This is a genomic window from Agriterribacter humi (assembly GCF_009192765.1).
Taxonomy (GTDB): Bacteria; Bacteroidota; Bacteroidia; order Chitinophagales; family Chitinophagaceae; genus Agriterribacter; species Agriterribacter humi.
The window spans coordinates 53,816-78,021 of record NZ_VOHQ01000018.1; the positions used below are offsets into that span (position 1 = coordinate 53,816).

General features: G+C 41.5%; 24 protein-coding genes. 10 read left to right on the plus strand and 14 right to left on the minus strand.

Annotation, left to right across the window (positions count from 1 at the left end; all coding sequences use genetic code 11):
* Positions 1–113: 113 nt before the first annotated feature.
* Genes FRX45_RS21325 through mgtE form a run of 5 tightly spaced genes read right to left on the minus strand, consistent with a single transcriptional unit; the run spans position 114 to position 6,777 of the window.
* On the minus strand, positions 114–1,334 hold the full coding sequence (locus FRX45_RS21325; RefSeq protein WP_193311803.1) for a cation:proton antiporter domain-containing protein: 1,221 nt from the start codon (positions 1,332–1,334) through the stop codon (positions 114–116).
* Positions 1,335–1,382: 48 nt separating this feature from the next.
* Positions 1,383–2,177 carry an SDR family oxidoreductase gene (locus tag FRX45_RS21330; protein ID WP_152270516.1) on the minus strand — a complete coding sequence of 265 codons (795 nt, stop codon included), beginning with the start codon at positions 2,175–2,177 and terminating at the stop codon, positions 1,383–1,385.
* Between the two features lie 38 nt (positions 2,178–2,215).
* Entirely contained in the window at positions 2,216–2,950 is a 735-nt protein-coding gene (locus tag FRX45_RS21335) for a type 1 glutamine amidotransferase (RefSeq protein WP_152270517.1), read from the minus strand.
* A 50-nt stretch (positions 2,951–3,000) separates the two neighbouring features.
* The gene (locus tag FRX45_RS21340) at positions 3,001–5,370 is read right to left on the minus strand and encodes a prolyl oligopeptidase family serine peptidase (protein WP_152270518.1); all 2,370 of its coding nucleotides are present in this window, start codon (positions 5,368–5,370) and stop codon (positions 3,001–3,003) included.
* 15 nt (positions 5,371–5,385) lie between these two features.
* Positions 5,386–6,777, minus strand: a complete 1,392-nt coding sequence (gene mgtE, locus FRX45_RS21345) for a magnesium transporter (protein ID WP_152270519.1) — start codon at positions 6,775–6,777, stop codon at positions 5,386–5,388.
* A gap of 88 nt (positions 6,778–6,865) precedes the next feature.
* Here mgtE and FRX45_RS21350 point away from each other — a divergent pair, with 88 nt between their 5' ends.
* Positions 6,866–7,252 carry an SET domain-containing protein gene (locus FRX45_RS21350; RefSeq protein WP_152270520.1) on the plus strand — a complete coding sequence of 129 codons (387 nt, stop codon included), beginning with the start codon at positions 6,866–6,868 and terminating at the stop codon, positions 7,250–7,252.
* A 116-nt stretch (positions 7,253–7,368) separates the two neighbouring features.
* Here FRX45_RS21350 and FRX45_RS21355 read toward each other — a convergent pair whose 3' ends face one another.
* Both FRX45_RS21355 and FRX45_RS21360 read right to left on the minus strand, forming a co-directional pair.
* Positions 7,369–8,250 (minus strand): fructosamine kinase family protein, encoded by an 882-nt coding sequence (locus tag FRX45_RS21355; RefSeq protein ID WP_152270521.1) that lies wholly within the window; start codon positions 8,248–8,250, stop codon positions 7,369–7,371.
* Between the two features lie 385 nt (positions 8,251–8,635).
* Positions 8,636–9,556 (minus strand): hypothetical protein, encoded by a 921-nt coding sequence (locus tag FRX45_RS21360; RefSeq protein ID WP_152270522.1) that lies wholly within the window; start codon positions 9,554–9,556, stop codon positions 8,636–8,638.
* A 545-nt stretch (positions 9,557–10,101) separates the two neighbouring features.
* Here FRX45_RS21360 and FRX45_RS21365 point away from each other — a divergent pair.
* Positions 10,102–10,392 carry an isoamylase early set domain-containing protein gene (locus FRX45_RS21365; RefSeq protein ID WP_152270523.1) on the plus strand — a complete coding sequence of 97 codons (291 nt, stop codon included), beginning with the start codon at positions 10,102–10,104 and terminating at the stop codon, positions 10,390–10,392.
* A gap of 85 nt (positions 10,393–10,477) precedes the next feature.
* Here FRX45_RS21365 and FRX45_RS21370 read toward each other — a convergent pair whose 3' ends face one another.
* Together FRX45_RS21370 and FRX45_RS21375 are read right to left on the minus strand one after the other, a co-directional pair.
* Entirely contained in the window at positions 10,478–11,359 is an 882-nt protein-coding gene (locus FRX45_RS21370; protein ID WP_152270524.1) for an alpha/beta hydrolase, read from the minus strand.
* A gap of 77 nt (positions 11,360–11,436) precedes the next feature.
* Entirely contained in the window at positions 11,437–12,369 is a 933-nt protein-coding gene (locus tag FRX45_RS21375; RefSeq protein WP_152270525.1) for a glycoside hydrolase family protein, read from the minus strand.
* Between the two features lie 269 nt (positions 12,370–12,638).
* On the opposite strand from FRX45_RS21375, the gene FRX45_RS21380 reads away from it, so the two are divergent.
* From FRX45_RS21380 to FRX45_RS21390, 3 genes are all read left to right on the plus strand, one after another.
* Positions 12,639–13,730 carry a mechanosensitive ion channel family protein gene (locus FRX45_RS21380; protein ID WP_152270526.1) on the plus strand — a complete coding sequence of 364 codons (1,092 nt, stop codon included), beginning with the start codon at positions 12,639–12,641 and terminating at the stop codon, positions 13,728–13,730.
* 122 nt (positions 13,731–13,852) lie between these two features.
* Positions 13,853–15,187 carry an MATE family efflux transporter gene (locus FRX45_RS21385; protein WP_152270527.1) on the plus strand — a complete coding sequence of 445 codons (1,335 nt, stop codon included), beginning with the start codon at positions 13,853–13,855 and terminating at the stop codon, positions 15,185–15,187.
* 63 nt (positions 15,188–15,250) lie between these two features.
* Positions 15,251–16,192, plus strand: a complete 942-nt coding sequence (locus tag FRX45_RS21390) for a bile acid:sodium symporter family protein (protein ID WP_226805505.1) — start codon at positions 15,251–15,253, stop codon at positions 16,190–16,192.
* A 44-nt stretch (positions 16,193–16,236) separates the two neighbouring features.
* On the opposite strand, the gene FRX45_RS21395 is transcribed toward FRX45_RS21390, so the two are convergent.
* From FRX45_RS21395 to FRX45_RS21410, 4 genes are all read right to left on the minus strand, one after another.
* Positions 16,237–17,109 carry a sulfite exporter TauE/SafE family protein gene (locus FRX45_RS21395; RefSeq protein WP_226805506.1) on the minus strand — a complete coding sequence of 291 codons (873 nt, stop codon included), beginning with the start codon at positions 17,107–17,109 and terminating at the stop codon, positions 16,237–16,239.
* An 81-nt stretch (positions 17,110–17,190) separates the two neighbouring features.
* Complete coding sequence (locus tag FRX45_RS21400; RefSeq protein WP_152270529.1) at positions 17,191–17,478, minus strand: hypothetical protein; 288 nt, start codon at positions 17,476–17,478, stop codon at positions 17,191–17,193.
* Positions 17,479–17,540: 62 nt separating this feature from the next.
* Positions 17,541–18,494 carry an NAD-dependent epimerase/dehydratase family protein gene (locus FRX45_RS21405; protein WP_152270530.1) on the minus strand — a complete coding sequence of 318 codons (954 nt, stop codon included), beginning with the start codon at positions 18,492–18,494 and terminating at the stop codon, positions 17,541–17,543.
* Positions 18,495–18,614: 120 nt separating this feature from the next.
* Positions 18,615–19,454 carry an oxidoreductase gene (locus tag FRX45_RS21410; protein WP_152270531.1) on the minus strand — a complete coding sequence of 280 codons (840 nt, stop codon included), beginning with the start codon at positions 19,452–19,454 and terminating at the stop codon, positions 18,615–18,617.
* A 64-nt stretch (positions 19,455–19,518) separates the two neighbouring features.
* On the opposite strand from FRX45_RS21410, the gene FRX45_RS21415 reads away from it, so the two are divergent.
* Entirely contained in the window at positions 19,519–20,349 is an 831-nt protein-coding gene (locus FRX45_RS21415; protein WP_152270532.1) for a ThuA domain-containing protein, read from the plus strand.
* A 4-nt stretch (positions 20,350–20,353) separates the two neighbouring features.
* Here FRX45_RS21415 and FRX45_RS21420 read toward each other — a convergent pair whose 3' ends face one another.
* Positions 20,354–21,853 carry a S8 family serine peptidase gene (locus FRX45_RS21420; protein ID WP_152270533.1) on the minus strand — a complete coding sequence of 500 codons (1,500 nt, stop codon included), beginning with the start codon at positions 21,851–21,853 and terminating at the stop codon, positions 20,354–20,356.
* A 176-nt stretch (positions 21,854–22,029) separates the two neighbouring features.
* Here FRX45_RS21420 and FRX45_RS21425 point away from each other — a divergent pair, with 176 nt between their 5' ends.
* From FRX45_RS21425 to FRX45_RS21440, 4 genes are all read left to right on the plus strand, one after another.
* Positions 22,030–22,521 (plus strand): VOC family protein, encoded by a 492-nt coding sequence (locus tag FRX45_RS21425; RefSeq protein WP_152270534.1) that lies wholly within the window; start codon positions 22,030–22,032, stop codon positions 22,519–22,521.
* Positions 22,522–22,603: 82 nt separating this feature from the next.
* The gene (locus tag FRX45_RS21430; RefSeq protein ID WP_152270535.1) at positions 22,604–23,026 is read left to right on the plus strand and encodes a hypothetical protein; all 423 of its coding nucleotides are present in this window, start codon (positions 22,604–22,606) and stop codon (positions 23,024–23,026) included.
* A 463-nt stretch (positions 23,027–23,489) separates the two neighbouring features.
* Complete coding sequence (locus tag FRX45_RS21435; protein WP_152270536.1) at positions 23,490–23,741, plus strand: short-chain dehydrogenase; 252 nt, start codon at positions 23,490–23,492, stop codon at positions 23,739–23,741.
* Positions 23,742–23,820: 79 nt separating this feature from the next.
* On the plus strand, positions 23,821–24,171 hold the full coding sequence (locus FRX45_RS21440; protein ID WP_152270537.1) for a hypothetical protein: 351 nt from the start codon (positions 23,821–23,823) through the stop codon (positions 24,169–24,171).
* Positions 24,172–24,206: the final 35 nt, after the last annotated feature.

The following is a 24,206-nucleotide window of genomic DNA, read 5'->3' on the forward strand; positions in this document are numbered from 1 at the left end:
GGTATTTCACAATGGGATAATAACGGGTTATGTCCTTTTGAAAAATATTGTACGGGCTTCAGTATTCAAAAAATTGTACTTCTAAATCAACCGCAGCACTCTCCGGTTATTTTCTATAGTATGCTTTTATGCTGTGAAAAAGTTCCCTCTTCTAATATTTGCTCCGGCTTTTTCTTATAAAAAATCATGCCGGCCGTCATAATTAAACTGGTAGTGAGAATAATGAAAAACAGTATGCCTTCATTAAAAGCCGACAGTTTTAAATGATCGGGAATTTTATAAAAAAGAACAATAGTTACAAGTCCGCGCGGCAGAAAAAAAGATTCGGGAAAAACATTGGTCTGCACAAAAAAACGAAGGTATAAAAGCCGTATTGCAAACAACGCGGCAACAATCATACCTCCAACAATTAACACGCCTTCTTCATTTAAAAATTTAAGGCTGATAGAATACCCAAATAAAATAAAAAAAAAGGTTCTTATAAGGAAAGATGATTCCGCGGTTATGGAATGGAGAAGGGTTCTTATTGGCTCTATCTGTTTAACAGGAAAAAGTTTTTTAAGCCATCCCCACCGGATCATTTCCCAGTTATTGATCATCATACCAAAAATTAAAATAATCAGCAATGAAGGCAGGTGAAGTAGTTTTCCTGAAGTATATATAAGGATCAGCAGTGCAAAAATCAGGAAGAATTTGATATTCAGTTTTGTTTTTGCCATGATCATAAACAGCACAAACGATAGCACAAACGAAAGAATAACTGATGCCAGGATATTTCCACCGAAAACGCCAAAAGATTTTAAGGTAAGCACTTCCGGTGCTGTAAAATAATTAAAGGCGAGTATCCCTATAATGTCTGAAAATGAAGCTTCATATACCAGAAATTCTTTTTTCCTTTCCGTAAGGGCGTGTATGCTGGGGATAACAATTGTACTGCTGATAATAGATAGCGGAATGGCATATACAAGGCAATTAATCACAGGTTCTTTTAACCAGTAATTAAGAATAGCAGTAAGCAATACAGCCGACAGGATAAATATGAAGAGCGCTGAAAAAAAAGAATTCCTGATCAACACCAGTTTGTCTTTACCCAGCTTTAAATCGAGCCCTGCTTCGAGTACAATCATGATGAGCCCTATTACACCTAAAATTTCCACCATTTTATCAGGAATGTTCAGGGTAATGTTGTTAAGGTCGCCAAACCAGCGAAAAAGAATGCCGCCAAAAAGCAATAGTAATACGGAAGGCACTTTAATATAACGGCTGATAATAGAAAACAGGTAAGATAAAATAACAACGCTGCAAATAACGATCAGCAGATAATCGGTGTTCATGCCCATCAGGCAAGTTACATTTTTATTGAAATACTACCTTGCATAATTTTATCTTTCAATACGCCTTTTAAGTAGTTGTGAACGCAGAAATTGTTTCCAGGTTATTTTGCCGTCAGCATGTTCCGGACAAAGATTTACACCGGAACGAAAGAGATCATATCTTGCTGCCCGGAGCGGCTTAACCTGAATAATATTATTTCGTCCGAAAATTTGCAAATACATTTCCACCATTTCTTCGAAACAAATCACTTCGGGACCTCCCATTGTTGGTAAAAGTGCCAGTGGACCTTCTTTGATCAGTTCTGTGAGACGGCCGGCAACTTCTGCAATATCAACAGACTGAAACCTCATTCCTTCCGGAATGATTATTGGTTGTTCTTTATTGTTATCGAATGATTCAATGAATTTGAGGACGAAAGAATGAAACTGGGTGGTACGCAAAACCGACCACGGCAGGCCATACTCCCTGATCAGATCCTCTGTTTCCTTCTTGGTTTTATAATAAGAGTAATCGCTCTTCTCAATGCCTGCAATGGATATGTAAATAAAATGAATGTCCCGGTTTTTTCCAATAGCATCAAGTAAGTACCGGGTGCCTGCTACGTCCACCTGCCAGTGATTTGCAGGATCACTGGCACAATGAATAATCACATCATTGTTATGTACCGCTTCTATTAAGCCGCTATTGGTAACCAGGTCGCCCCTATATATTTTAACTTCCGGGGGAAGCAACGGATTTTGCCGGGAGCTTAAGGCATTCACCTGGAAGTGCTGTTTTAATAATTGTTTTATGAGCGCCCGTCCTAAAGTACCGGTAGCGCCGGTAACTAAAATATTTTTCATAACCCAAATACTATACGTTGCTGATTTGAAGTTTGTGATTATGATTGCCGGAGTGCATCTTTCGACTGCTTTAACAGGAAATGATCCAGGAGCCGGTACATTCTTTCATTATTGTCTTTTACAAAAGTCCGGCGGGAAGTAATTTCCTGTGCAGATTGAACGAAAGTACCGGGATTCAATTCGTGGGCGCCGTTTTTGATCATTTCACTTAAGCCACTCTCTGTTATTTCTAAATGAAACTGAATACCCAATACGTTATCGTTTAGCATAAATAACTGGTTATCGTTCGCCTCTGAAAAGGCTAAATTCTCTGCGCCATCCGGTATCCGGAACCGGTCGCCATGCCAGTGAAATACTACAGGTTCATCTTTAATGATTTCAAATAACCAGGGTATTTTTTCAAGCTGCTTTGCCGGACTTATTTTATACCAGCCTATTTCTTTATGGGGGGCTGTATTTACCGCAGCGCCGGCACTGGCAGCAATGAGCTGGGCGCCCAAACAAATACCCAGTATTTTTTTATCTTCCTGCAATGCTGCTGTTATATAATTTTTTTCTATAGTCAGCCATTCGAATAGATGATCGTCATAAACGCCCATTGGGCCTCCCAGTACAATTAATACATCTATACCTCCCATATCGGGCAGGCTATAAGACGATTCATAAAATTTGGTTGTCGTTAGGGCATAGCCATGCTGTATAGCCCAGTTCTCAATACAACCAGGGGTTTCAAAAGGTACGTGCTGAAAATAGTGAATATTCAAATTTTTCATATCACGAGCTTCTATTTATATTGACAATTACCGGAGCATTCTCCTTAGTATCACTTCAGTACTTCTTCAAATAACTTAAATATGCGTTTATATTCATCCGTCCAGCTTGATGGTTCCACAAAGCCATGATCTTCGACGGGATATAATGCTACCTGCCAATTGTTTTTTCCCAATTCTACTAAGCGCTGGTTGAGGCGTACCACATCCTGGAAATGTACGTTAACGTCTACCACGCCATGGCAAATCAGCAAATGATCCTGCAGGCCTTCTGCAAAATATATAGGCGAGCTGTTGCGGTAGGCGATACTGTCTTCCGATGGTGTATTTAAAATATTGGAAGTATAGCCCTGATTGTAATGCGCCCAGTCGGTTACCGGTCGTAATGCGGCGCCTGCCGCAAATGTACCGGGTGATGTAAACAGCGCCATGAGCGTGATAAACCCACCATAGGAACCACCATATATACCTATGCGTTTCGGATCAACACCGCATTTTTCCGTAAGATATTTTGCGCCGTCAATATTATCGGTTAAATCCTTTCCCCCCATGTGGCGGTATATGCCTGTACGCCAGTCGCGGCCATAACCCGCACTGGCCCGGTAATCCATGTCAAGCACATAATAGCCGTTATCGGCTAACAGGTTATGAAACATGTATTCGCGGAAGTAACTGCTCCACCATTTGTGTGCATTCTGCAGGTAGCCTGCACCGTGTACAAATATTACGGCTGGCCTGGAAGGGTGAGGATGAGCGGGGCGGTATAATCTTGCCGGCACCTGCTTTCCGTCCCGCGCTGTAATGCTCACCAGTTCCGGTTCGCGCCAGGGATAGGTTTTGAATTCATCGCTTTGCGCCTTAAAAGTAACCTGTTCCGTTTTTCCACGGGGACTGTTGTCCTGCAAAAATAATTCCCATGGATTGTTGGTATACGAATACAATATCGCTGCTTGTTTTTCGCCGGGCGATAGTATTACATCATTGGCGCCTGTCATTGTAGTTATGCGCTCAGCCCTCCCACCGGTTACGGGCAAACGATAGCATTGCTTTTCGCCGGGATGCACTTCATTGGTGGTGATGTAAAAATGTTTTTTGTCGCCCGATAACAAGCATTTCTGTACTTCGTATTGGCCGGAAGTAAGGGCTGTTTTTTTGCCTGTAACAACATTTATTATATATACATGCGAATACCCGGTGACTTCTGATTGAAACCAAAAATCGGTCGCGTTGATCCATCCCGTATTCGTGCTGTTGATACCGGGTCCGCCTACCCATGCTTCATCGCGCTGCCTGTCTAACAAAGATAAAGTGCCTGTAGCCGCATCTAATTTCATCAGCCACCTGTCTTTATTATCATGAGCATCTATATCCACCACCGCATAATTGCCATTGGGAGACCATGAGAGATTTGATATACGCACTGCCCTTGGCTTACGCTTTGATTTCTTTTTCAATAATTCCGGGTAGTCCTTTACATAATCGGGCAAATCCAGTATACCGGGTATTGAATCCGTTTTAAAGGCTATTACCGTATCTTTTTCGCGGTCGAATACAAACAATTCGCTTGAATCCGGGGCAGCGCCAACCTTAGTGCGTCCATTAATATCTTCAGTAAAACCAGTTGCTGTTACATAATTGGGTATAATTGTTTTTTGGGTATTACCCGCAGGCTTAGAAAGAATATAGGTGATAAATCTTGCGTTGGAACTAACCGTTATACCGGAAATTGTTTTATCACCGGTATAAATGGGTTTCAGTATCTTTTTCTGCGGCAGGTTTTTTTCGTATGCTGCTTTGGCATCTTTTTTTTCCTTTCGCTCCTTTAATACTTCCATCCATTGCAACTGGTCTTTCTTCAGCCATTCTTGCTGGCTGTTTAATTTTTTATTGCTGTCTGTTGCAGGCGGGGGATTGCCTTTTTGGAAATTGGTTAGCTGGATGATTTCGCCATTGGTTATGTCCCAGGCAAATACATTATGATCATTCAGGTATATTACTCTCGTATCGTTAAATGAAAATGACGGATTGGATTCTTTCAGTGTTGTTTGAGTAATGCGCTTTATTTTGCCTGTTTTGCTGTTCACGATAAAGATGTCATCGTCTTTGGCGTATACATACATCGTTCGGTCTGCATTAAACCGGATGTCACGGGCGTATACAATATTCTGCTTTTGAAATACAGTTACTTTTTGCGGTATGTTATTTTCACTTGTAATATAATACAACGAATCTGCCGGCGCCTTGTCCGGGTTCCAGTTAAAGTACAACGTTTTCCCATCTGCGCTCCAGAGTGGATCTGAGGGAGAAACGCCTATCCATTTGGGGTCTCTCATAATTTTCTCAACAGTCAGTGGTGCCAGCGACTGGGCAAAGACGAAGGAACCTGCAAAAAGTATAAGAAAAAAAAGACTGATTTTTTTCATGAAGATTATTTTATATCAGAGTAAAATGCCCTGCAGGAAAATATAAGCCATAGAAAAATAAATAATCAGCCCGGTAACGTCTACTAAGGTAGCCACAAAAGGAGCGGATGATGCGGCGGGATCTGCGCCCAGCTTTTTAAGAAAAAGGGGTAGCATGGAACCACTGAGCGTTCCCCACAATACCACGCCAATCAAAGAAAAACCTACTGTGAGCGCTATAAAAAACGAATGAACGCCATATACATCCGGGAAAATATACGACCACAGCTCTACACGCATAAAACCAATTAATCCTAATACTGTACCCAGCATCAGCCCGGATAATATTTCTCTTTTCAATACCCGCAGCCAGTCGGAAATATATACTTCGCCCATAGCCATTGCCTGAATAATTAAAGTGGACGCCTGCGAACCGCTATTACCCCCGCTGGAAATGATGAGCGGTACAAATAGGGCCAGCACTATTGCTTTGGTGATCTCGTCCTCAAAATAGCTCATAGCCGTTGCTGTTAACATTTCCCCCATGAAAAGAACAACCAGCCATCCTGCCCTTTTACGAAAAAGCTTAAACAAAGGCATTTCAAGATAGGGTTCATCCAATGCTTCGGTACCGCCTATTTTTTGCATATTTTCCGTAAATTCTTCGTTGGCAACCCAAAGCACATCATCAATGGTTACAATGCCCAGCAATATATTGTTATCATCTACAACGGGAAGGGCTACCCTATTGTTCATTTTAAATATATTATTGGCTTCTTCCTGGGTATCATGTACATTCAGTGCAATGAAACGTTTGTCAATTATCTCCGAAAGAATAGTATCGGGGTTAGCCAGAATGATCTCCCGTATCCGGATATCATCTACAAAAGCGCCTCTTTCATTAATAACATAAATTACATCAATCGTTTCTATATGCTTTCCTTCCGTACGTATTTCATCCAGCACTTCTTCCACCGTCCAGTCTTCATGCACCGCTATATAGTCTGGTATCATTAAACGCCCAACGGATCCTTCGGGGTATCCGAGCAGCGCCAGCGTTATTTTTCTTTCCTCCGGATCAAGCAGTTTAATAAGCTCTCTTACCGCACTTGTAGGCATCTCTTCCAGGAAAGCGGTACGGTCATCTGCCGGCAACTCATTGAGCAATTCGGCGGTTTTGAGCGGAGGCAATGATTTGATGATCCTTTTTTGTTCGGGTACATCCAATATTTTAAAAGTACTTACCGCCCTGTGGGGAGAAAGAATGGAGATGATCTGCGTTTCATATTCCTCATTGTCGCTGATGAGTTGCGCCACATCACTGATGTTCTGATTATTCAGAAAATCCTGCACGGTTAATTTATCGTTGGAAGCAATGGCTTCATCAAACTGATCCTGCAATGAAATTGTTTCCTCTTCGAAGGACATAATTTTTATTTTGATGTTGCAAAATTAGAAATAGCTTTGAGCATCGCTCCTGTAACTGCATTGGGAAACCAAATCTATTTTGCCTGATATGCTTTCTGAATACCTGTATATAGATAACACCAAAGATAAAGGACGGGGCGTTTTTACCCGCAAAAAAATAGCAGAAGGAACGATTATAGAAATATCTCCCGTAATTGTAATGACCGGGGAAGACAGGAAACTGCTGGATCAAACCCTTTTACACGATTATATTTTCGTATGGGGAAAAAATAAGGATCAATGCTGTATGGCGCTTGGCTATATTGCCGTATATAATCATGCTTACCAGTCGAACTGTGAGTATTTTATGGATTATGATGATCATATCATGTACATCAAAACCGTAAGAGCAATTCATACCGGAGAAGAATTAACCATCAATTATAATGGTAACTGGGATAACAAAGAAAAAGTATGGTTTGATGTAAACGATTAAATGCGTGTGTGAGGTATCAGGCACAGCTGTCAGCTATCAGAAGCCTGCTAACGACAGGCTGAATTTCTTTTTTGCTCATAGCTGAATGCTGACAGCTTCCTTGCTATTTGGTATTCCTATTTATATTGATTGAGCGTTTCAACCACTCTTTCCCTGTAACTTCCGCCAAACAATAATAAATGTACCAGCAGCGGGTACAACTGGCATAACGCCACACGTTGCCGCCAGCCGGGCTGGAGCGGGAAATGATGTTCATATGCTTCATAAAATATTGAGTCAAATCCTCCAAAGAGCAGGCTCATGCCAATATCCATTTCCCGGTTCCCGAAATATAGGGCAGGATCAAATATTGCCGCTTGTCCGTCAGTGTCTGTAATAAAATTTCCGTTCCACAAATCACCGTGCAGCAGCGATGTCTTTTCTTCCGGAAAAATGCCATGCAGTTTATTGCAAATTTGTTCAATGGCAGTTAGATGTTCCGCCTCAAGCATTCCTTTTTCATGTGCTTTGCGTGCAAGCGGTAATATTCTCTCTGTTGCATAAAAATCCGCCCAACTGTTGTGCTGGTGGTTGGGTTGCACCAGCTTACCAATATAATTATTATAGCCCAAACCGAACATATCTTCGCTTTTATGATGGAGCCGGGATAGGCTTTCGCCAAAACCTTCCCAGAAATGTTTGGACATCTGCCCCGGTTGTATATATTCTATCACCAGGAAAATCTGCTGGTTAAATTTACCATCAAACAGCGGACGCGGCACTTTTATGGTTCCTGTATCTGCCAGTTGTATCAATCCCCTGGCTTCCTTTTCAAACATATCTAATCCAAATATGGAAGCGTTTACCTTAATGAAAAAATTGCCCTTGTTTGTTTCGAGCACAAAACACCTGTTGATGTCCCCGCCATATACAGCCTTATATTGATGTATGGATGTTGGGGAAGAAAAAAAATCAGTGAACCTTTGCTGTAAATGTTCAAGTAAAGCGGCGTGCAGCATAGCAGCTATTATTTTGAACGAAGGTAATATGGAAAAAGAACCAAATAACAAATAACAAGAACCAATCCTGTTCGCAGTGGTGGATAAAATCCGAAACGATAAATCCGGAATCCGAAGGGCTGTCAGCGGTCGGCTTTCAGCAATCAGTGTAAAACTACTAATGATCGAATGAATACTCCTTCTTTGTACTGCTCAAAGCGGAACCCGATACCTTATAGCAAGGTACCAGGCAACAAATAATAAAAACAAACCTGTCCGCAGTGGTGGATAAAAATCAAATCACAAATTTCAAATCCGAGGCAATACAAGAAAAGAAGTATCCGCCTTGTAGATAGTACTCACCCACCGGTAGCAGATAGCCCATAGCTGACGGCCGATACCTGTCCTAATAAGCTACCATCGCGGTAACGCTGTTTCCGTTAGGCCCTGCCCATACTAATTTGTAATAGTAATTCCCGGAAGGACATGATACGGGGTTGCCACCGGCATCCAGTCCAAAAGTAGCTGTGGCGGTTATTGATCCAACTGTATGTTGTATTGCACCGCTGGTTAAGCGAAAGTTACAATCCTGGCGAATCACCAAAGGATCAGTGGTTGCGCTGGTAAATGCAGAGCCGAAACGATTGGTTCCCCAAACAGCAATCGTGTTATCATTGCTTTTAGTATGGGTACCTGAAACCGCGACTACTATGCCATTATCGTAGGTAAACACGCGTTGCTGGGCTACCTGCCAGCTACGCTTTCCACCATTATTAAATGCAACATTTAAACCGGTGCTGGAAACCGTATGTGTTATGGATTCCAGTGATGACAATTGCACTAATAATCCTCCACTCACATTGGTGAAAGTTTGCTCACCATTAATCGTAATGCTCTTTTTATCTCTCTTTCGTGTCACTTTAAAATCTTTATATTCGATTTTAAATGACGCTCCCGCATTTTTCCATTGTGTACCCGTGGGAGCTGATAAAACAATAACGCCTTCCCGGGTCCGGCTTCCCAAACATTCTCCGCCATTAAAGGATATGGTAATGGTTTGCGGATTGTTCAACAGATCAACCGCTATAGAAGCATCACAAATAATATTATCCTGGTGCCTGGGGCTGACCGATCCGGCATCCAGCACCAGATTAGCATCAGAAACTACCGCGTCGGTCTCTGATGTAAAAAAAGCCTCGTCATCAGCATGGACCGAAATTTCGGGGTCATCTTTTTCCGTAACCGAATGATTATCTTTTTTACAAGCCGTAAAGCTGAGCAACAAAGCAAGGGAAAACAATTGGAGGAAATGCATGTTTTGTTTCATAAAAGAGGAATTAAAAAATTGGGAGCCGGTATTTTGAAGTTGAATTGCCGGATATGTGTCCGGCTTTTAAATTATTTCAACCATCCTGATTTAACGTGAGAGCATATTTTTTATTTCGATAAAATACCTGTTACCGCCCGATGAACAAAAGAATAAAATCTAATGATTTGATTACTATAATTTTATTAAAATGTTAAATAAATGCTATATGAAAAAGGAAACTTTAAAACAATAATGGAGCAACTATTCCCGGAACTGCGTAATGCGGGAGTATAGTTCTTATCTTAAACTATTAATTTGAAATTTATATTTTAATACAAGTATTTGACTATCACATATATATAATAAATATAAAAAATAAAATATGAGATAATGATTTTAAGAACCCTACTTATACACATATATGTGGAAAAAATCAACTCAGGCTTTCAGGTTACTTTTTACACTTCATTGTATTAAAGGCAGAAAAAGGTGTTTACCTTTGAGCGATTTGCTTTGCCGTTATTTTAAAGTATTTTATAAACCAACAATTAAAAAGAAAGCACATGGTACAGAAAACCTATTTTAAAACCAAAGATTACTGCAAAGTAAAATTCGCTTTTAAGCCTGAAAACGCTGAAACTGTTGAAATACTGGGATTGAACAGCGATTGGGAAAATGCAGTTTTAATGAGCAGGAAAAAAGACGGAACATTTAGTGCCGATGTTAACCTGCCTAAAGATTCAAAGCACGAATTTAAATATAGGGTAAACGAAACAGAATGGATTAATGATCCCGAAGCTGACGGACTGGAACCTAATATTTATGGTAGCACCAATAGCGTGATTTCCATTTAAATTTACTTTTTAAATTTTTTTTATCGCCGGTAACTTTCGTACTCATCCTGATTACGGGGTTACCGGCTTTTCTGTGTTATGCCAGTTATTTTGCATCTGGCATAGAAGCCAGTTTTGTATCTTTTAGCCAGTCTGCCAAACGTTGCGGCCAGTTTTTAATGCTTACCAGTGAAGATCGGGCTCCCATGTTGAATGCATGTTTACCTTGTGTATACAAATGAACCTCTACCGGAACCTTTGCCTGGCGGTGCATTTGCAATAATTTCACAACGGGTTCCGAACAGCATTCATCATCATTTGCCGCCAGTAAAAAAGTGGGAGGAGCTGTAGCTGAAACCGAATCAGGAACGGCTAAAGGTCCCGGGTAAATTAAAATTTGAAAAGATGGTCTTGCAGATAGCACATCAATCTTATCAGGTTTCACCGTATGATTTTCCAGGTAATGATAAGATACCCAGCCTGCCATTTCGCCTCCCGCTGAAAACCCCATCACCCCTACCCTGGCGGTATCAATATTAAATTCTTTTGCCCGGCTGCGAACCAGGCGCATAGCACGAAAAATATCCTGCTTTGCATTTTCCTCCGTATACAATGAGCTTTCCTCCCGGAATAAACGATATTTTAAAACGAATGCGGCAACACCAATGCTGTTTAAATAATTTGCCGCATCCTTACCCTCCGCATTAAATACAAGTGTACGATGTCCGCCGCCAGGACAAACAATCACAGCAGCACCAGTTGCCTTCTCCTTTGGAGGCAGAAAAACGGTAACCGAAGGATTATGAATATTTTTCACCCACCAGTCTTTGGCCTCTTCCTTTTCATCTTTTTTATTTTCAAAACCGGGAGGGCCGTTTTCCCAAAGCGGTATAACCGTTAAACCGTTCTGTGATTTTACCGAACCGGATACCAAAACAAATACCATACAGGGAAGTGTATAGAGCAGCAAAAATTTCCTGGTGAACATAGTGTGCATTTAAGCTTGCTACTAAGCTAAGCATAAATTTTATCCGGCGGGGGAAGAAATAGCTGTTTCACCAGTTACTATGGCAAACTATCCGTAGCGGGAAAAAATACCTTCACATCAGGATGCATTGTATAGAGCCTGTAGCGTTTACCATCGTTTACTAAAATACCGCTCGAAGTATTGTTACCCATAATGGGGTTATTGTCATATTTTTTCCAATGGATCAAATCTTCCGAAACAGCAACACATGTTGACCATTCGTGCCAGTCTTCGTAGGCCGAAGCATGGTAATATGCGTAATACAATCCTTTGTACTTTATTACCTGGTTGACCGCCACAGCATACCTGTCATATGTTTCCGGTCCCATCTTTAATACCGGTTCATCCTGTATGTTGGTCCATTGTTTCATATCTCTGGAAGCAGCGAGCCAAACGCCCAGGTCGCCCCGTTCGTAAAACAAATACCAAGTTCCGTTTTCCTTCCATACCGTGGGCGTTCCGTATGCGCCTTTATCTATAGGTTCACCGTTGGTTTTGCGAATGTCAAGATTACCCTGTCCTGTCCAGTGAATGCGGTCTGTTGATGTAAGCAGGTGTGCAATATCATCTCTTCCTTCGGCAAACATATAATAAATGTCATCTTCTTTCATCACAAATATATCTTCCACCCAGTCCAGCGAATAGACCGGATTATCTTTATGCCTGGTCCAGATGAACCCATCAGGCGAAGAAGCATATCCCAGGTATTTCACTTTATCCTTTCCATTTTCATAACCGGTATACCAGAGATGGTAGATACTGTCTTCCCGGAGTATATACCCCCTTTCACGAATCTGGCTATCCCATGAGCCGCCGCCGGTGCCTGCAAAAACAGGATTGTTTTTATATGGGATGAAGTGAACGATTTCTTCGGGAAATACACTTGAACCGCTGATCGCTTTTTTTGTATATCCGCATTGTAAGCTGCAGGCAGCTAACAATAAAATAAAAATTGTTTTATGTCTGTACATAACGTATTGCGGTATTATAACTGAAAGGTAACGCAATATGCGAAAATATTTGCCCCCCCGGATGTTGGTGATAGGTTGCTCATTTGTAATTGAAACAAATCATCACATTATACTATCCTAAATGCATAACCGAAGCATCACCGGCAAAAGCGTATCCGCAACCAATACTGCTAATATGTGCATCGGTTTTTTAACATGGTTATGCCATCGTAATGTGGTAAATTTGCACCTTTTCTTTTTTGTGCTGCTTATATTAAAGTCCATGTATCATGAATGAAATTTTACAACAAATATATTGGGGAAATACCATTGCTGCCTATTTAATAGCTGCGGGCGGAATAGTGGTGGTTTGGCTCATAGTGAAAGTTATCAAAGGGATCGTTATCCGTTATTTAAAGAAAAAGTCGCTTCGCACCGACAATATTTTTGATGATCTGCTGATTAAAGGAACAGAGAAATTCATTATTCCCTGTATATACCTTTTGGTAAATTACAGCATTATTACACAGCTTACACTTCAACCCAAATTAGCACGTATATTAGAAGTAGCCATTATGGTAATCACCACTTATTTTGTGGTAAGGCTTATCAACTTTGTTGTTCATGGCGCCATTTTGCTGCGCATGAACAGAAAAAAAGAAGCGCCGGAACGTGTTAAACAGCTTTCGGGAATTTTGATGGTGGTAAAAGGCATAATATGGGCATTTGGCCTGATCACTCTTATAGATAACCTCGGATACAATATCACCACCATTATTGCCGGATTGGGTATTGGGGGAATAGCCATAGCATTAGCCGCACAGAATATATTGGGAGACCTTTTCAGCTACTTTGTCATCTTTTTTGATAAACCTTTTGAAGTAGGGGACTTTATCGTGGCAAACAACTATAGTGGGATTGTGGAAAAAATAGGTATTAAAACCACGCATGTCAGAAGTCTCGACGGGCAGCAATTGGTAATGCCGAACTCAGAACTGGTGAAAACAGTAATCAACAATTTTAAAAGACTCGAAAAAAGAAGGGTTGTGTTCAATGTTCGCTTAGTGTACTATACCCCTTCAGAAAAGCTTAAGGAAATTCCGTCAATAATAAAGGAGATTATCACCAACAATAAAAACGCATCATTCGACAGGGCGCATTTTAAATCGTTTGGTGAGTTTAGCATGGACTATGAAATCGTTTATTACATCAATTCCCCGGATTATGTTTTATACATGAATACCCACCAGGAAATATGTTTTGCTATTTTCGACAGGTTTGAAAAGGAAAAAATAAAGTTTGCATTACCCACACAAACTATATTTTCAACCAACATCCCGGAAAATAATACTGTTGCCGCGCATGCAGCGGATCGGCAGTGATGCCAATGAATCATTGTGCATTACAAAAATAAATGACTGACCGGTATGCTGTTCACGGTATGTAAATTTCCAACTGCTTTATTTTAAAATATTCCATCTTTGCTGCCATTATCTCAGGTTATATGCATTTATCCTTATGGGGTGAAGCCAAAAGCACCCTGCGTTTATCGTTTCCTATAATACTGGGCGAATTGGCCCAGATGGCGCTGCATATTATTGATACGGCGATGGTAGGTGCGCTGGGATATAAGCAACTGGCTGCAGGCGCGCTGGTATTAGCCGTTCTGAATATTCCCTTTGTAATAGGCATTGGCATGACCATCTCCGTTTCGCAATTGGTATCCATGTCGCACGGGCGTAAAGACGGACAAAAAGTATCGCATTATTTTTATAACGGGTTCTGGCTATGCGCTGCAACGGCAGTTGTTATTTCCTTATTTCTTGTGCTTGGTAAGAATATCCTCTTTCACTTAAAACAAGACCCTGAAGTAGCCGCACTGGCTGTTCCTTTTTTGGAGCTGATGGGGTGGAGTGTTATTCCCATGTTACTTTTTATGTCGCTCAAGCAATTTAGCGATGGATTGGAGAAAACACGTACCGCAATGATCATTTCACTTGTTGCATTACCCGTAAATATATTCATCAACTGGCTGCTGATCTTCGGCAACTGGGGTTTTCCCCGGCTCGAATTACCTGGCGCCGGCTGGGGCACACTTATCACCCGTTCGCTGATGTTTCTTGCACTTGGCGCTGTTATTTTATGGCACCCGCTTTTTCGCCGTTATATCATCGTAAGAAAAAAACAGTGGAAGATCCGCCTAAAAACGATCAGAGAATTATTACATATCGGCGTGCCCAGCAGTTTACAGGTAGGCATGGAAGGTGGTGCATTTGCCATATCGGGTATAATTATTGGAACCATTGACGCTACATCCCAGGCAGCCCACCAGATAGCGCTAAGCTGCGCTTCATTTACCTTTATGGTATCTATGGGACTTGCACAAGGCAGCTCAATAAGAGTAAGCAACGCGTATGGCAGGCGCAACAGATTGAAAATAATTTCAATCGGCAAAAGCACATTGATCACTGCTTTGCTGTATGGCGTATGCTGCGCCGTTATCTTTATTGTATTCCGCAATTTATTACCTGTAGCATTTAATGAAAACGCAAACGTTATTCAAATGGCATCATTACTGCTGATTTATGCAGCGGTATTCCAGATATCCGATGCCACCCAGGCTATAGCGGCGGGTTTGTTGCGCGGCATTAAAGATGTTAAAGTACCTACCCTGCTCATTGGCGTCGCATATTGGATTGTGGGTATCCCTGTGGGATATGTACTGGCTTTTAATGGAAAACTGGGCGCTACAGGTATTTGGATTGGGTTCATCGTGGGACTCTCCTGCTCCAGCATATTTTTATGTTACCGCTTTTTAAGAATGGCAAAGAAGGTTTAATGGAGTGCCTGGCATGATAGTAGGTTGTGGGTTGTTTTATATTTATTTAAAGCTTAGCCACATTTGCTAAAAATCTGTATCTTCCTTTTTACGATTGTTTACCTTATAACCAGTGTTAGCATGAACCCCGGTATTATTTCAACTGCATTATTACCCCTTGCGTTGGCCATCATTATGTTCGGGCTTGGCCTTTCTCTGAAGCTCACCGATTTTAAGCAGATATTTTTGTATCCCAAAGCCATGATCACCGGATCATTTACACAATTGGTATTATTGCCTGTTTTAGGATTTATTATTGCGGCGTTATTATTGAAAAACAGCCCGGAACTGGCAATTGGGCTCATCATTCTTGCGATGTGCCCGGGCGGGCCTACTTCCAACCTGCTTACCCACCTGGCCAATGGCGATACGGCGTTGTGCATTTCCTTAACCGCCATCTCAAGTATTGTAAAAATATTCACCATTCCCCTTATGGTTAATATTGCCATAGGGCATTATATGGGTATTGCTTCTGAATTTCATCTTGATGTGCTGAGCTCAATCCTTAAAATAGTGACCATTACTATTGTTCCCGCAGCTATTGGCATGGTAGTAAAGGCTTTGGCGCCCGGCTTTTCTCAAAAAGCGCAAAAACCGGTAAAGATCATGTCGGCCATTTTTTTGGTGCTTGTTATTTTCGCTGCCATCTACCAGGAAAGAGGAAGCATTGTACAATCCATGGTACTTGCGGGGCCGGCAGCACTGCTGCTGAACTTATCGGGTATGCTTCTGGGTTACTATATACCCAAACTGTTCAACCTGCCTTTGCCGCAACAAATCACCATCAGTATCGAAACCAGTATTCAAAATGGCACTTTAGCCATTGCAATTGCCAGCAGTCCGCTTATGCTGGGCAATGCAACCATGGCCATTCCGGCTGTGGTATATAGCTTAATCATGTTTATTACAGCAGGATTATTCATTTCACTTGTTAACCGGAGAAAAGCGAAACCGGTAACGGCGTAGCTAAAATAAGCGGAATATATCCCCTGATGTACGGAGCCCGGGTTTTAGGACATTATTCCCCATAATAACCTTAGTGCTACCAGCGCAAGACAAAGGGCCAATGCTTTTACGATAACCGTTCCTTTTATTTTATGAGAAAGCCAGGCGCCCAACTGAGCACCTGCTACCACGCCAACGCATAGCCATATTACCATGCGTAATATATAGGGATCGTTATAGTTTCCCTGCGAGGCATGTACGATTACGCTAACGGTAGCCATAACCGCAAGAATAAAATGCGAAGTAGCTGTAGCAATATATACGGGAAAGCGGAGCAAATGCACCATTGCCGGCACGTGAATAATGCCGCCGCCAATACCCAGCAAAGGTGAAAGATAGCCTGTTATCACGCTTATGGCAGCGCCGGTATAGGCATTATACGTATACCGGTATGTGGTGTTTTTATTGTCTGTAAGCACATTAAACCGTTGTCCTTTGCTATTGCCGGTGCGCTCATTCTGCGAATAACCGGGGTCTCCTTTTTTAAACAAAAGAAAGGCAGACAGTGAGAGTAGCAGAATACCGAAAATGATATTGAAAACTGAATACGGAATATATTTTGTGGTGTACACCCCAAGTATAGAGCCGGGAACAGTAAATAGAGCGAACAATATGCCCGCCCTGTAATCAATGCGGCCAGAGCGGCTGTACGCTACAGAACCCGAAACGGCATTAGCGGCCACAATAACAATAGATACAGCAGTAACAATTTCGGGTGAGAACTGCGGGTGAGTTAATAATAATAAGGGCACAAGAATAAAACCTCCCCCCGCTCCTATTAATGTACCAATCGTGCCAATAACAAAACCTGTTAACAACAATACAGAAATACTATCAAAAATCATCGGGTGAACTATGCGGGGAATTATGGATATCATTCCAAAGATAAAAGTATCCGCTGTAAAAAATGCTTGTCAACCTGTTGTAAAGATTGGCAACCATTTAAACCTGTTTTAAAATTATGCAGAACCAGGCTTTGCTTTCGGTTTAATCCTTTTCCGTTCCGGCGATTTTGAAGCAGTTTTGCTATTGTCCGGATGTTTTGCTTTGCTAACTGGTTTTGTTTTAGGTTCTTTTATTTTCTTAGCCGCTTTAACAATATCATCAGCAAGCACATTGCTCATCTTTCTTATCCGTTTAAAAAATTTTTTGGCATCTATTTCACCCCTTATATCTTCAAGAGCGGTTTCAATTTTTTTGGACACCTTATCACGGAATTCTTTTTTTGATATTTTTTTATCGGTCATAGGCATTATTCATTTAATAACTCAAATATAATAGTAGCGTAACATTTCCAATGTTAAGTTTTTCATTTAAGGAGATTTTCATTTCTTTCCTGCCATTCCAGTGCCTCCTGAATAGCGGCAATGGAACTGTACCGGGGCTTATACTGCAAAAGGCGCCGGGCTTTTTCAATACTGCAGCAGGGACTATGAATGAGATGATCCCAGGTAATTTGGGCGTCTTCATCAGATACATATTCCTTCCATGTTTGCCAGTCCAAAAATTTCAGATTCGCAGGTTTATCTAACCATTCAGCTATTGTTTCGGCGTAGCCCCGCATACTCATGGCTTTGGCGGAAACGATATTGAAACTTTCTCCCTTAGCCGCCGAAGCATGACTGATCGCCAGCTCAAAAGCCTGCGCCACATCGTCAGCATGCACATGATGCAGCGTTTCCATGCCCAGGTTAGGCAGTAGCACTTGTTCGCCATTGGCTAATTTTTTGAAGACCTCCGGGTTGAGATTACCTGCCGGGTTAACTGGTTTCCATCCCGGACCAACAATATGACCGGGATGAAGTATGGTTGCGGGAAAACCATTTTGCTTAGATTCCCCCAAAAGATATGCTTCTGCATCGGCTTTGTTCTTTCCGTATTCACTTAAAGGTTTGCGTGGCTGGTCTTCTTCAGTAGGTATCATTACGCTGCGGCCATATACCCATATGGTGCCGCAAAAAAGATACTGCCTGATGCTGCCCTCCAAAGCATTTACCATTTGCGCCGCACTTTTCCTGTTGAAACAAATCATATCAATGACAATATCAGGATCCATTTCGGCTATCCTTTTACCAAAGACATCTTGCTGCCCGGGAGCATTGCGATCCATTTTTACTTCCTTAACCGCATGCCAGGCTGCGTTTTGTATATAGGGCCTGCGTTCGTTGCGTGAAACGGAAATGACATGATGACCCGCGTTTACAAGCCGTGGCGCCAGAAATGTGCCTACATGGCCGGTACCGCCAATAATAATGATGCGCATGTTTAAAAATTCAGCAAATGATGAATGCTGTTGTAGTTAGCGGCTGTCAGTAATCAGCGATCGGTGGCCGATTGTTGCAGGTTTCAGGGGTATCTCCCTGTAACATGCAACCTGAAACCTTTATTCGCCTTCAGGGTAATCCGCTCCTTTGGTAACGTTCTCCCAATCATCAAAATCGCGTTGCAATGCGGCCAGTTTATTTTTTGCGTTCCTTAAGGCAGCGGAACCCAGCAATAATAGTAAAGGTGGATTTTCAGATTCCACAACATTTACAATCGCTTTTGCGGCACGCACGGGATCGCCTTTCTGGCTGCCACTATAACCACGCACTGTATTTTTATTTGCACCCGCCGTGGGCGCATAATCGTCAATAGTTAAGGCGCTGTCTTTTGCTGATCTGCCCGCCCAGTCGGTACGGAAGCCGCTGGGAGCAACAGTGGTTATTTTGATGCCAAGATGAGCCGTTTCTTTGGCTAAAGCTTCAGAATAGGCAGTAACGGCAAATTTGGTAGCGTTATAAAAACCAAGCGCCGGAAATGCAACCAATCCCCCGACAGATGATATATTAATGATATGACCACTGCGCTGTTTGCGCATAACCGGCAGTATTGCTTTAGTAACATGCGCCAGTCCCCAAAAATTGATCTCAAACATGCGGCGCACTTCCTCTTCCTCACTTTCTTCTATCGCCCCAAAATAACCGATGCCGGCATTGTTAACCAGCACATCAATACGGTTAAACTTTTGCAATGCCTGGGTTACAACTGCATTGATATCGGATTGCTTTGTTACATCCAATGGCAAAGCGATAGCCGTACCGGGATAAGGAGCTACTATATCAATTACATCATCTGTATTGCGGGAAGTCACTACGGCTTTGTATCCCTGTTTCAATACCAATTTGGCCAATTCGCGCCCAAAGCCTGTGGAACAGCCCGTTATTAACCATACTTTATCCATTTAATTTTATTTTTAAATATATTTTTGAGCAGCAGGAAATAGGTGTACTCCATTAAATATACGAATGAAAGCTATTGTAATTTATGTCTTTTGCTTTTTTACACTCTTTCGCGGCAATGCACAAAGCAGCAAACCGGAGTTTAAAGTAATTGCTTTTTACACGGCCAAAAACGACAAGGCACATATCAGTTTTGTGCATGAGGCCAACAGGTGGTTTCCGCAAATAGGCGCCCGTTATAATTTTGTGTATGATTCCACCAACAACTGGAATAACCTGAACACCAAATTCCTTTCCCAATACCAGGTAGTGCTTTTTTTAGACACCCGGCCTGAGACTACCGGACAAAGAAATGCTTTCAAAAAATATATGGACAATGGCGGAGCCTGGATGGGATTCCACTTTGCAGGTTTCGCACTTACTCCTTCGGATTTTCCACAGAACTGGAACTGGTATCACAATGAATTTATAGGGGCGGGACAATACAAAGGAAATACCTGGAGACCAACATCTGCTATTTTACGCGTTGAGGATTCAACTCATCCTGCCACGAGGCATTTACCGCAAACATTTACATCTTCTCCCAATGAATGGTATAGCTGGGAAAAAGATCTGCGGCAAAACCCGGACATCAAAATTTTACTATCCGTTGACTCATCAAGTTTCCCGCTCGGCACAGGGCCTAAACCACATGAAATATGGCACAGTGGCTACTATCCGGCAGTGTGGACGAATACAAAATACAAAATGCTGTATATCAATATGGGGCATAACGATATTGATTATGAACATAAAACCAATAAAGAATTGTCCTTCCAGTTTAATAATCCGGTTCAAAATAAACTGATTACTGACGGATTGTTATGGCTGGGACAAACAACGAACTATAAACCATAAACGACTATTTAACTGCTTTTTCCGCATTGATTTGCCCGTTACCAAAATAGCCATCTTTGCCATGGGCGCCCAGATCTGTAGAAGCGTTTTTTAATACCTGGTCAATCATTTCCGGCGAAGCACGTTTCCCATATTTTCCATATAATAAAGCGGCAACAGCACTGACGTGCGGTGCAGCCATACTTGTTCCGGCAGCCCATGAATAAAAGAGCTCATTAGTAGTTTCATCAATGCCGCCAATATTAAATATAAAATCGAACACAAACTCATAGTTTACCACAAACCCCACTTGTACTACCTGCGTATTTAATGGATTGCTGTAATTGCCACCCGGTGCACCATATGCGATGAATTTTTTGCCTGAATTGGTAAAAATAGAAGGCAGATACAAAGAAGTATCCTGGTTTATACCCCATCCCAATGGACCGTTGGCAGCAATGGCTAATACTCCCTTACACGCTGCGGGGTAAGTAATAAAATCCTTCTCAAAGTCGTAGTTATAAGCATCGTTGCCTGCTGCCGCAATTACTGTAACATCCTTTTTGTTGGCGAATTTAACCGCCCTGTTCATTGCTGTAACCAATTCTTTTATATCCCTGCCGTACTGCACTATTAAATCGTCTGATGGATCATCCGGCGTACCATTATCATCCATATATGTTCTACGGGGCAATTCTCCGCCAAGGCTCATATTAATAACATGGGCGCCATTAACAGCCGCATAATAGATGCCATTTATTATCGCGCTGAATGTTCCGTCTCCTTCATCGTTTAATACTTTTATCAAAATGAGTTTTGCCTGCGGGGCTACGCCAACCACACCTTCATCATCATTCAACGCAGCAATGGTGCCTGCAACATGTGTTCCATGGCTAAAACCTTCTGTTCCATGATACTGTATCTCTTCTCCATCAACAAAATTATGTGAGAGCATAATATTGGGCATTATTTCCGGATCGTTCAGCAAAAAGCCACCATCCAGCACAGCTACTCTTGCGCCGCTACCCTGGAATCCTTTAGCCCATGCCTGCTCTGCATGCACGGAATTCAATCCCCATTGTAAAAAACGTAAAGGATTATTATTTACTATAGGCGGTGGAGTGGCATTCTTTCTGTACGATGCTCCTGCTGCTGTTATTTCCCTTTTGCTAATTCTATGTATTTTTTCCGGCAGTCTCCAGTTCAATACAACATCCACCACTACCGATTCAATACCTGCAACCCGGCGGGCCTTTTCGGGAAAGGATGGGTCGGGTGTTTGTACTTCTATTAGTCCTAATTCATTATTGCTATTCTTTAATACAAATCTTCTTACACCCAGCTTGCTTAATTCTGCGGCTATATTTTGTGTATTAATACCTTCTTTTACAACAATAATAAATCCACGGTCCTGGTTGGGAATGTGCAGCGTTCCACTGTTTTCAAATCTTGCATTCATATCTTTTGTGCAGGAAGTGTAAAGGATACCAATGCATAAGGCGAATAAGCATAGATTGTTTCTCATGGCAATAAGTTTAAATTTTTAGAAAATAAAACGGGATATTGAGGATGGAGATCTGTACTTACACAGGGGAGGAATGAAATGACCAACAAATCTTGCAAAATAATATTACATTATCAAGGAAGTATATAAATATATTTTCCTTATCCCGTTTACATTTGTGCATAAACGCATTCATTATGGGTACAGATTATATTATTCCCGCACAAACGAGAATCGGGCATGTACATTTAAAAGTATCGGATATTGAAAAGTCGCTGGCGTTTTACCGCGATTTGCTTGGGTTTGAAGTAACCACCATGTATGGCAGCCAGGCCGCATTTATATCTGCCGGAGGCTATCATCATCATATTGGTTTAAATACCTGGCATAGTAAGGGAGCGCCACAGGCGCCAGTGTATGGTGTTGGTCTGTACCATACAGCCATTGTTTACCCCACACGTAAAGATCTTGCGGTCATTTTTGAACGCCTGCGAAAGGCAAAATATCCATTAACAGGGGCAAGCGATCATGGGGTATCAGAAGCATTGTATTTAGATGACCCTGATGGTAATGGCGTGGAGTTGTATTGGGACAGGCCAAAGGAATTTTGGCCGTCTAAAACTGATGGATCATTGGATATGTATACAAAAGCGCTTGACCTTGACGATCTTTTAAAAACATTAGACTGACAGGTAATATTGATTTTTCGTATTTATAATCAGGATTTACCCGTAAACTGGTTATTTTCGCGACAAACAAACTCATGTTGTTATGTACACAGGAATAAAACATTTTCATTCGGGACTGGCTTATTTGTTACTGGCAGGATTGGTTATAGCGATTATTTATGCAATCGCATCACGCAAAAAAAGCTTTACCGCCGGAAGCCGTAAAATAGCTTTAATTGGATTGATATGTGCTCACCTTCAGTTCCTGTTGGGAATAGTGCTTTATTTTCTGTCGCCATTGGGTGCTTCCAATTTTTCGGGAGATGCAATGAAAGAGAAAGTGTCAAGATTGTATATAATAGAACATCCTTTAATGATGCTTATTGCCGTTGTATTGGTTACCATTGGCTATTCCAGGGCTAAAAAGCTAAGCAGCAACACCAAGAAATACAATAGTATTATCCTTTTTTACAGTATTGCTTTGATTTTAATGCTGAGCGTTATTCCGTGGAATGTATGGCCATAAATCCACAGATTTTATAACCCGCAGTACTTTTAGATATCAGCGCTGTATTATTAAGTATTTTACCCTTTGGGAATTTACAATAAGCCGGCTACTGCCTTGTCTTAATAAATGGCAGCACCTGTGATGGCCGGCTATTTCCTTGCCCGAAAAGCGATTAAATCGTAAATAAAACGTATCTTTGCATTATTATTTGAGTTAATCTTTTGTAAGCGAACAATCTCTGCTCTCATATTTTTCTTTTACACCAGCGCACTGCTCAAGTTTTATTTGGTTTCTGTCTGCTATGAAAATATAAGAAATGTAGATTTCGGATGCCGGGTGCAGACAAGATTCGTTTTACCAATTGGATAACCATATTCCTGGGGCTAAATAAAATGATTTGCCAAAGTGGTAGCTTTCAGTTTATTAATGCACCGGATGGTATTGCTGTAGAATAATTGTACTATATTAAACAAATTCTCGTATGACAAATGATAAAATAGAAAAGTTCATTGAATGCAAACCGAAGAAGAATGTTAAGGTAAATATCCATTTTAAGCAGAGAGCTACGGTAAAAGGATTATTTATCCGTACGGATGATTATGAGGAACTGAAATCAAAAAATTTTTGGCGTATTGTGTCGGATTCGAAAGTAGAAGAATGGGAAAAAACAAAAGATAGCAGTCTGGCGCGTATATACAATGGCGCCGAATTTACCCGCCTGAGTGATAATTGAAAAGCAGTTGTGCCTCACTATTGGTTGCGGAAAATGATTTAACGTTCAACAGTTAATAAAATGAAAAAATAATATTTGTATGTTCACACAAACATGGAAAAAATATCTCCCGGTTATCGTTATCCTTTTAAAACGCTCTGCCGGTTCGGAGCAAAAGCTGAGTATGAACCATACAGATTTTGAAAGGGCAACCGGTGGACGTAAAATCAAATTCAGCTTTACACAGCTCCAGCTCAACAAAGGGCGAATCAATTCTGAAATAAAGCAGGCTGCCGTTGCTAAAGAACTGGCCGATCTGTTGCGGGAAGATGCAGTGACCAAAAAGTTAATTGCAGGTCAGTATCTTGAATTTTCGCTGAGCAACGATTTTCAACTGAGCATTAAAAACAATACTCCCCTCGCTGAAGCAACTGTTGAAGCTGAGTCGTAATAAACTATCCAGGTAAAATTCCGGGCGTTGGATAT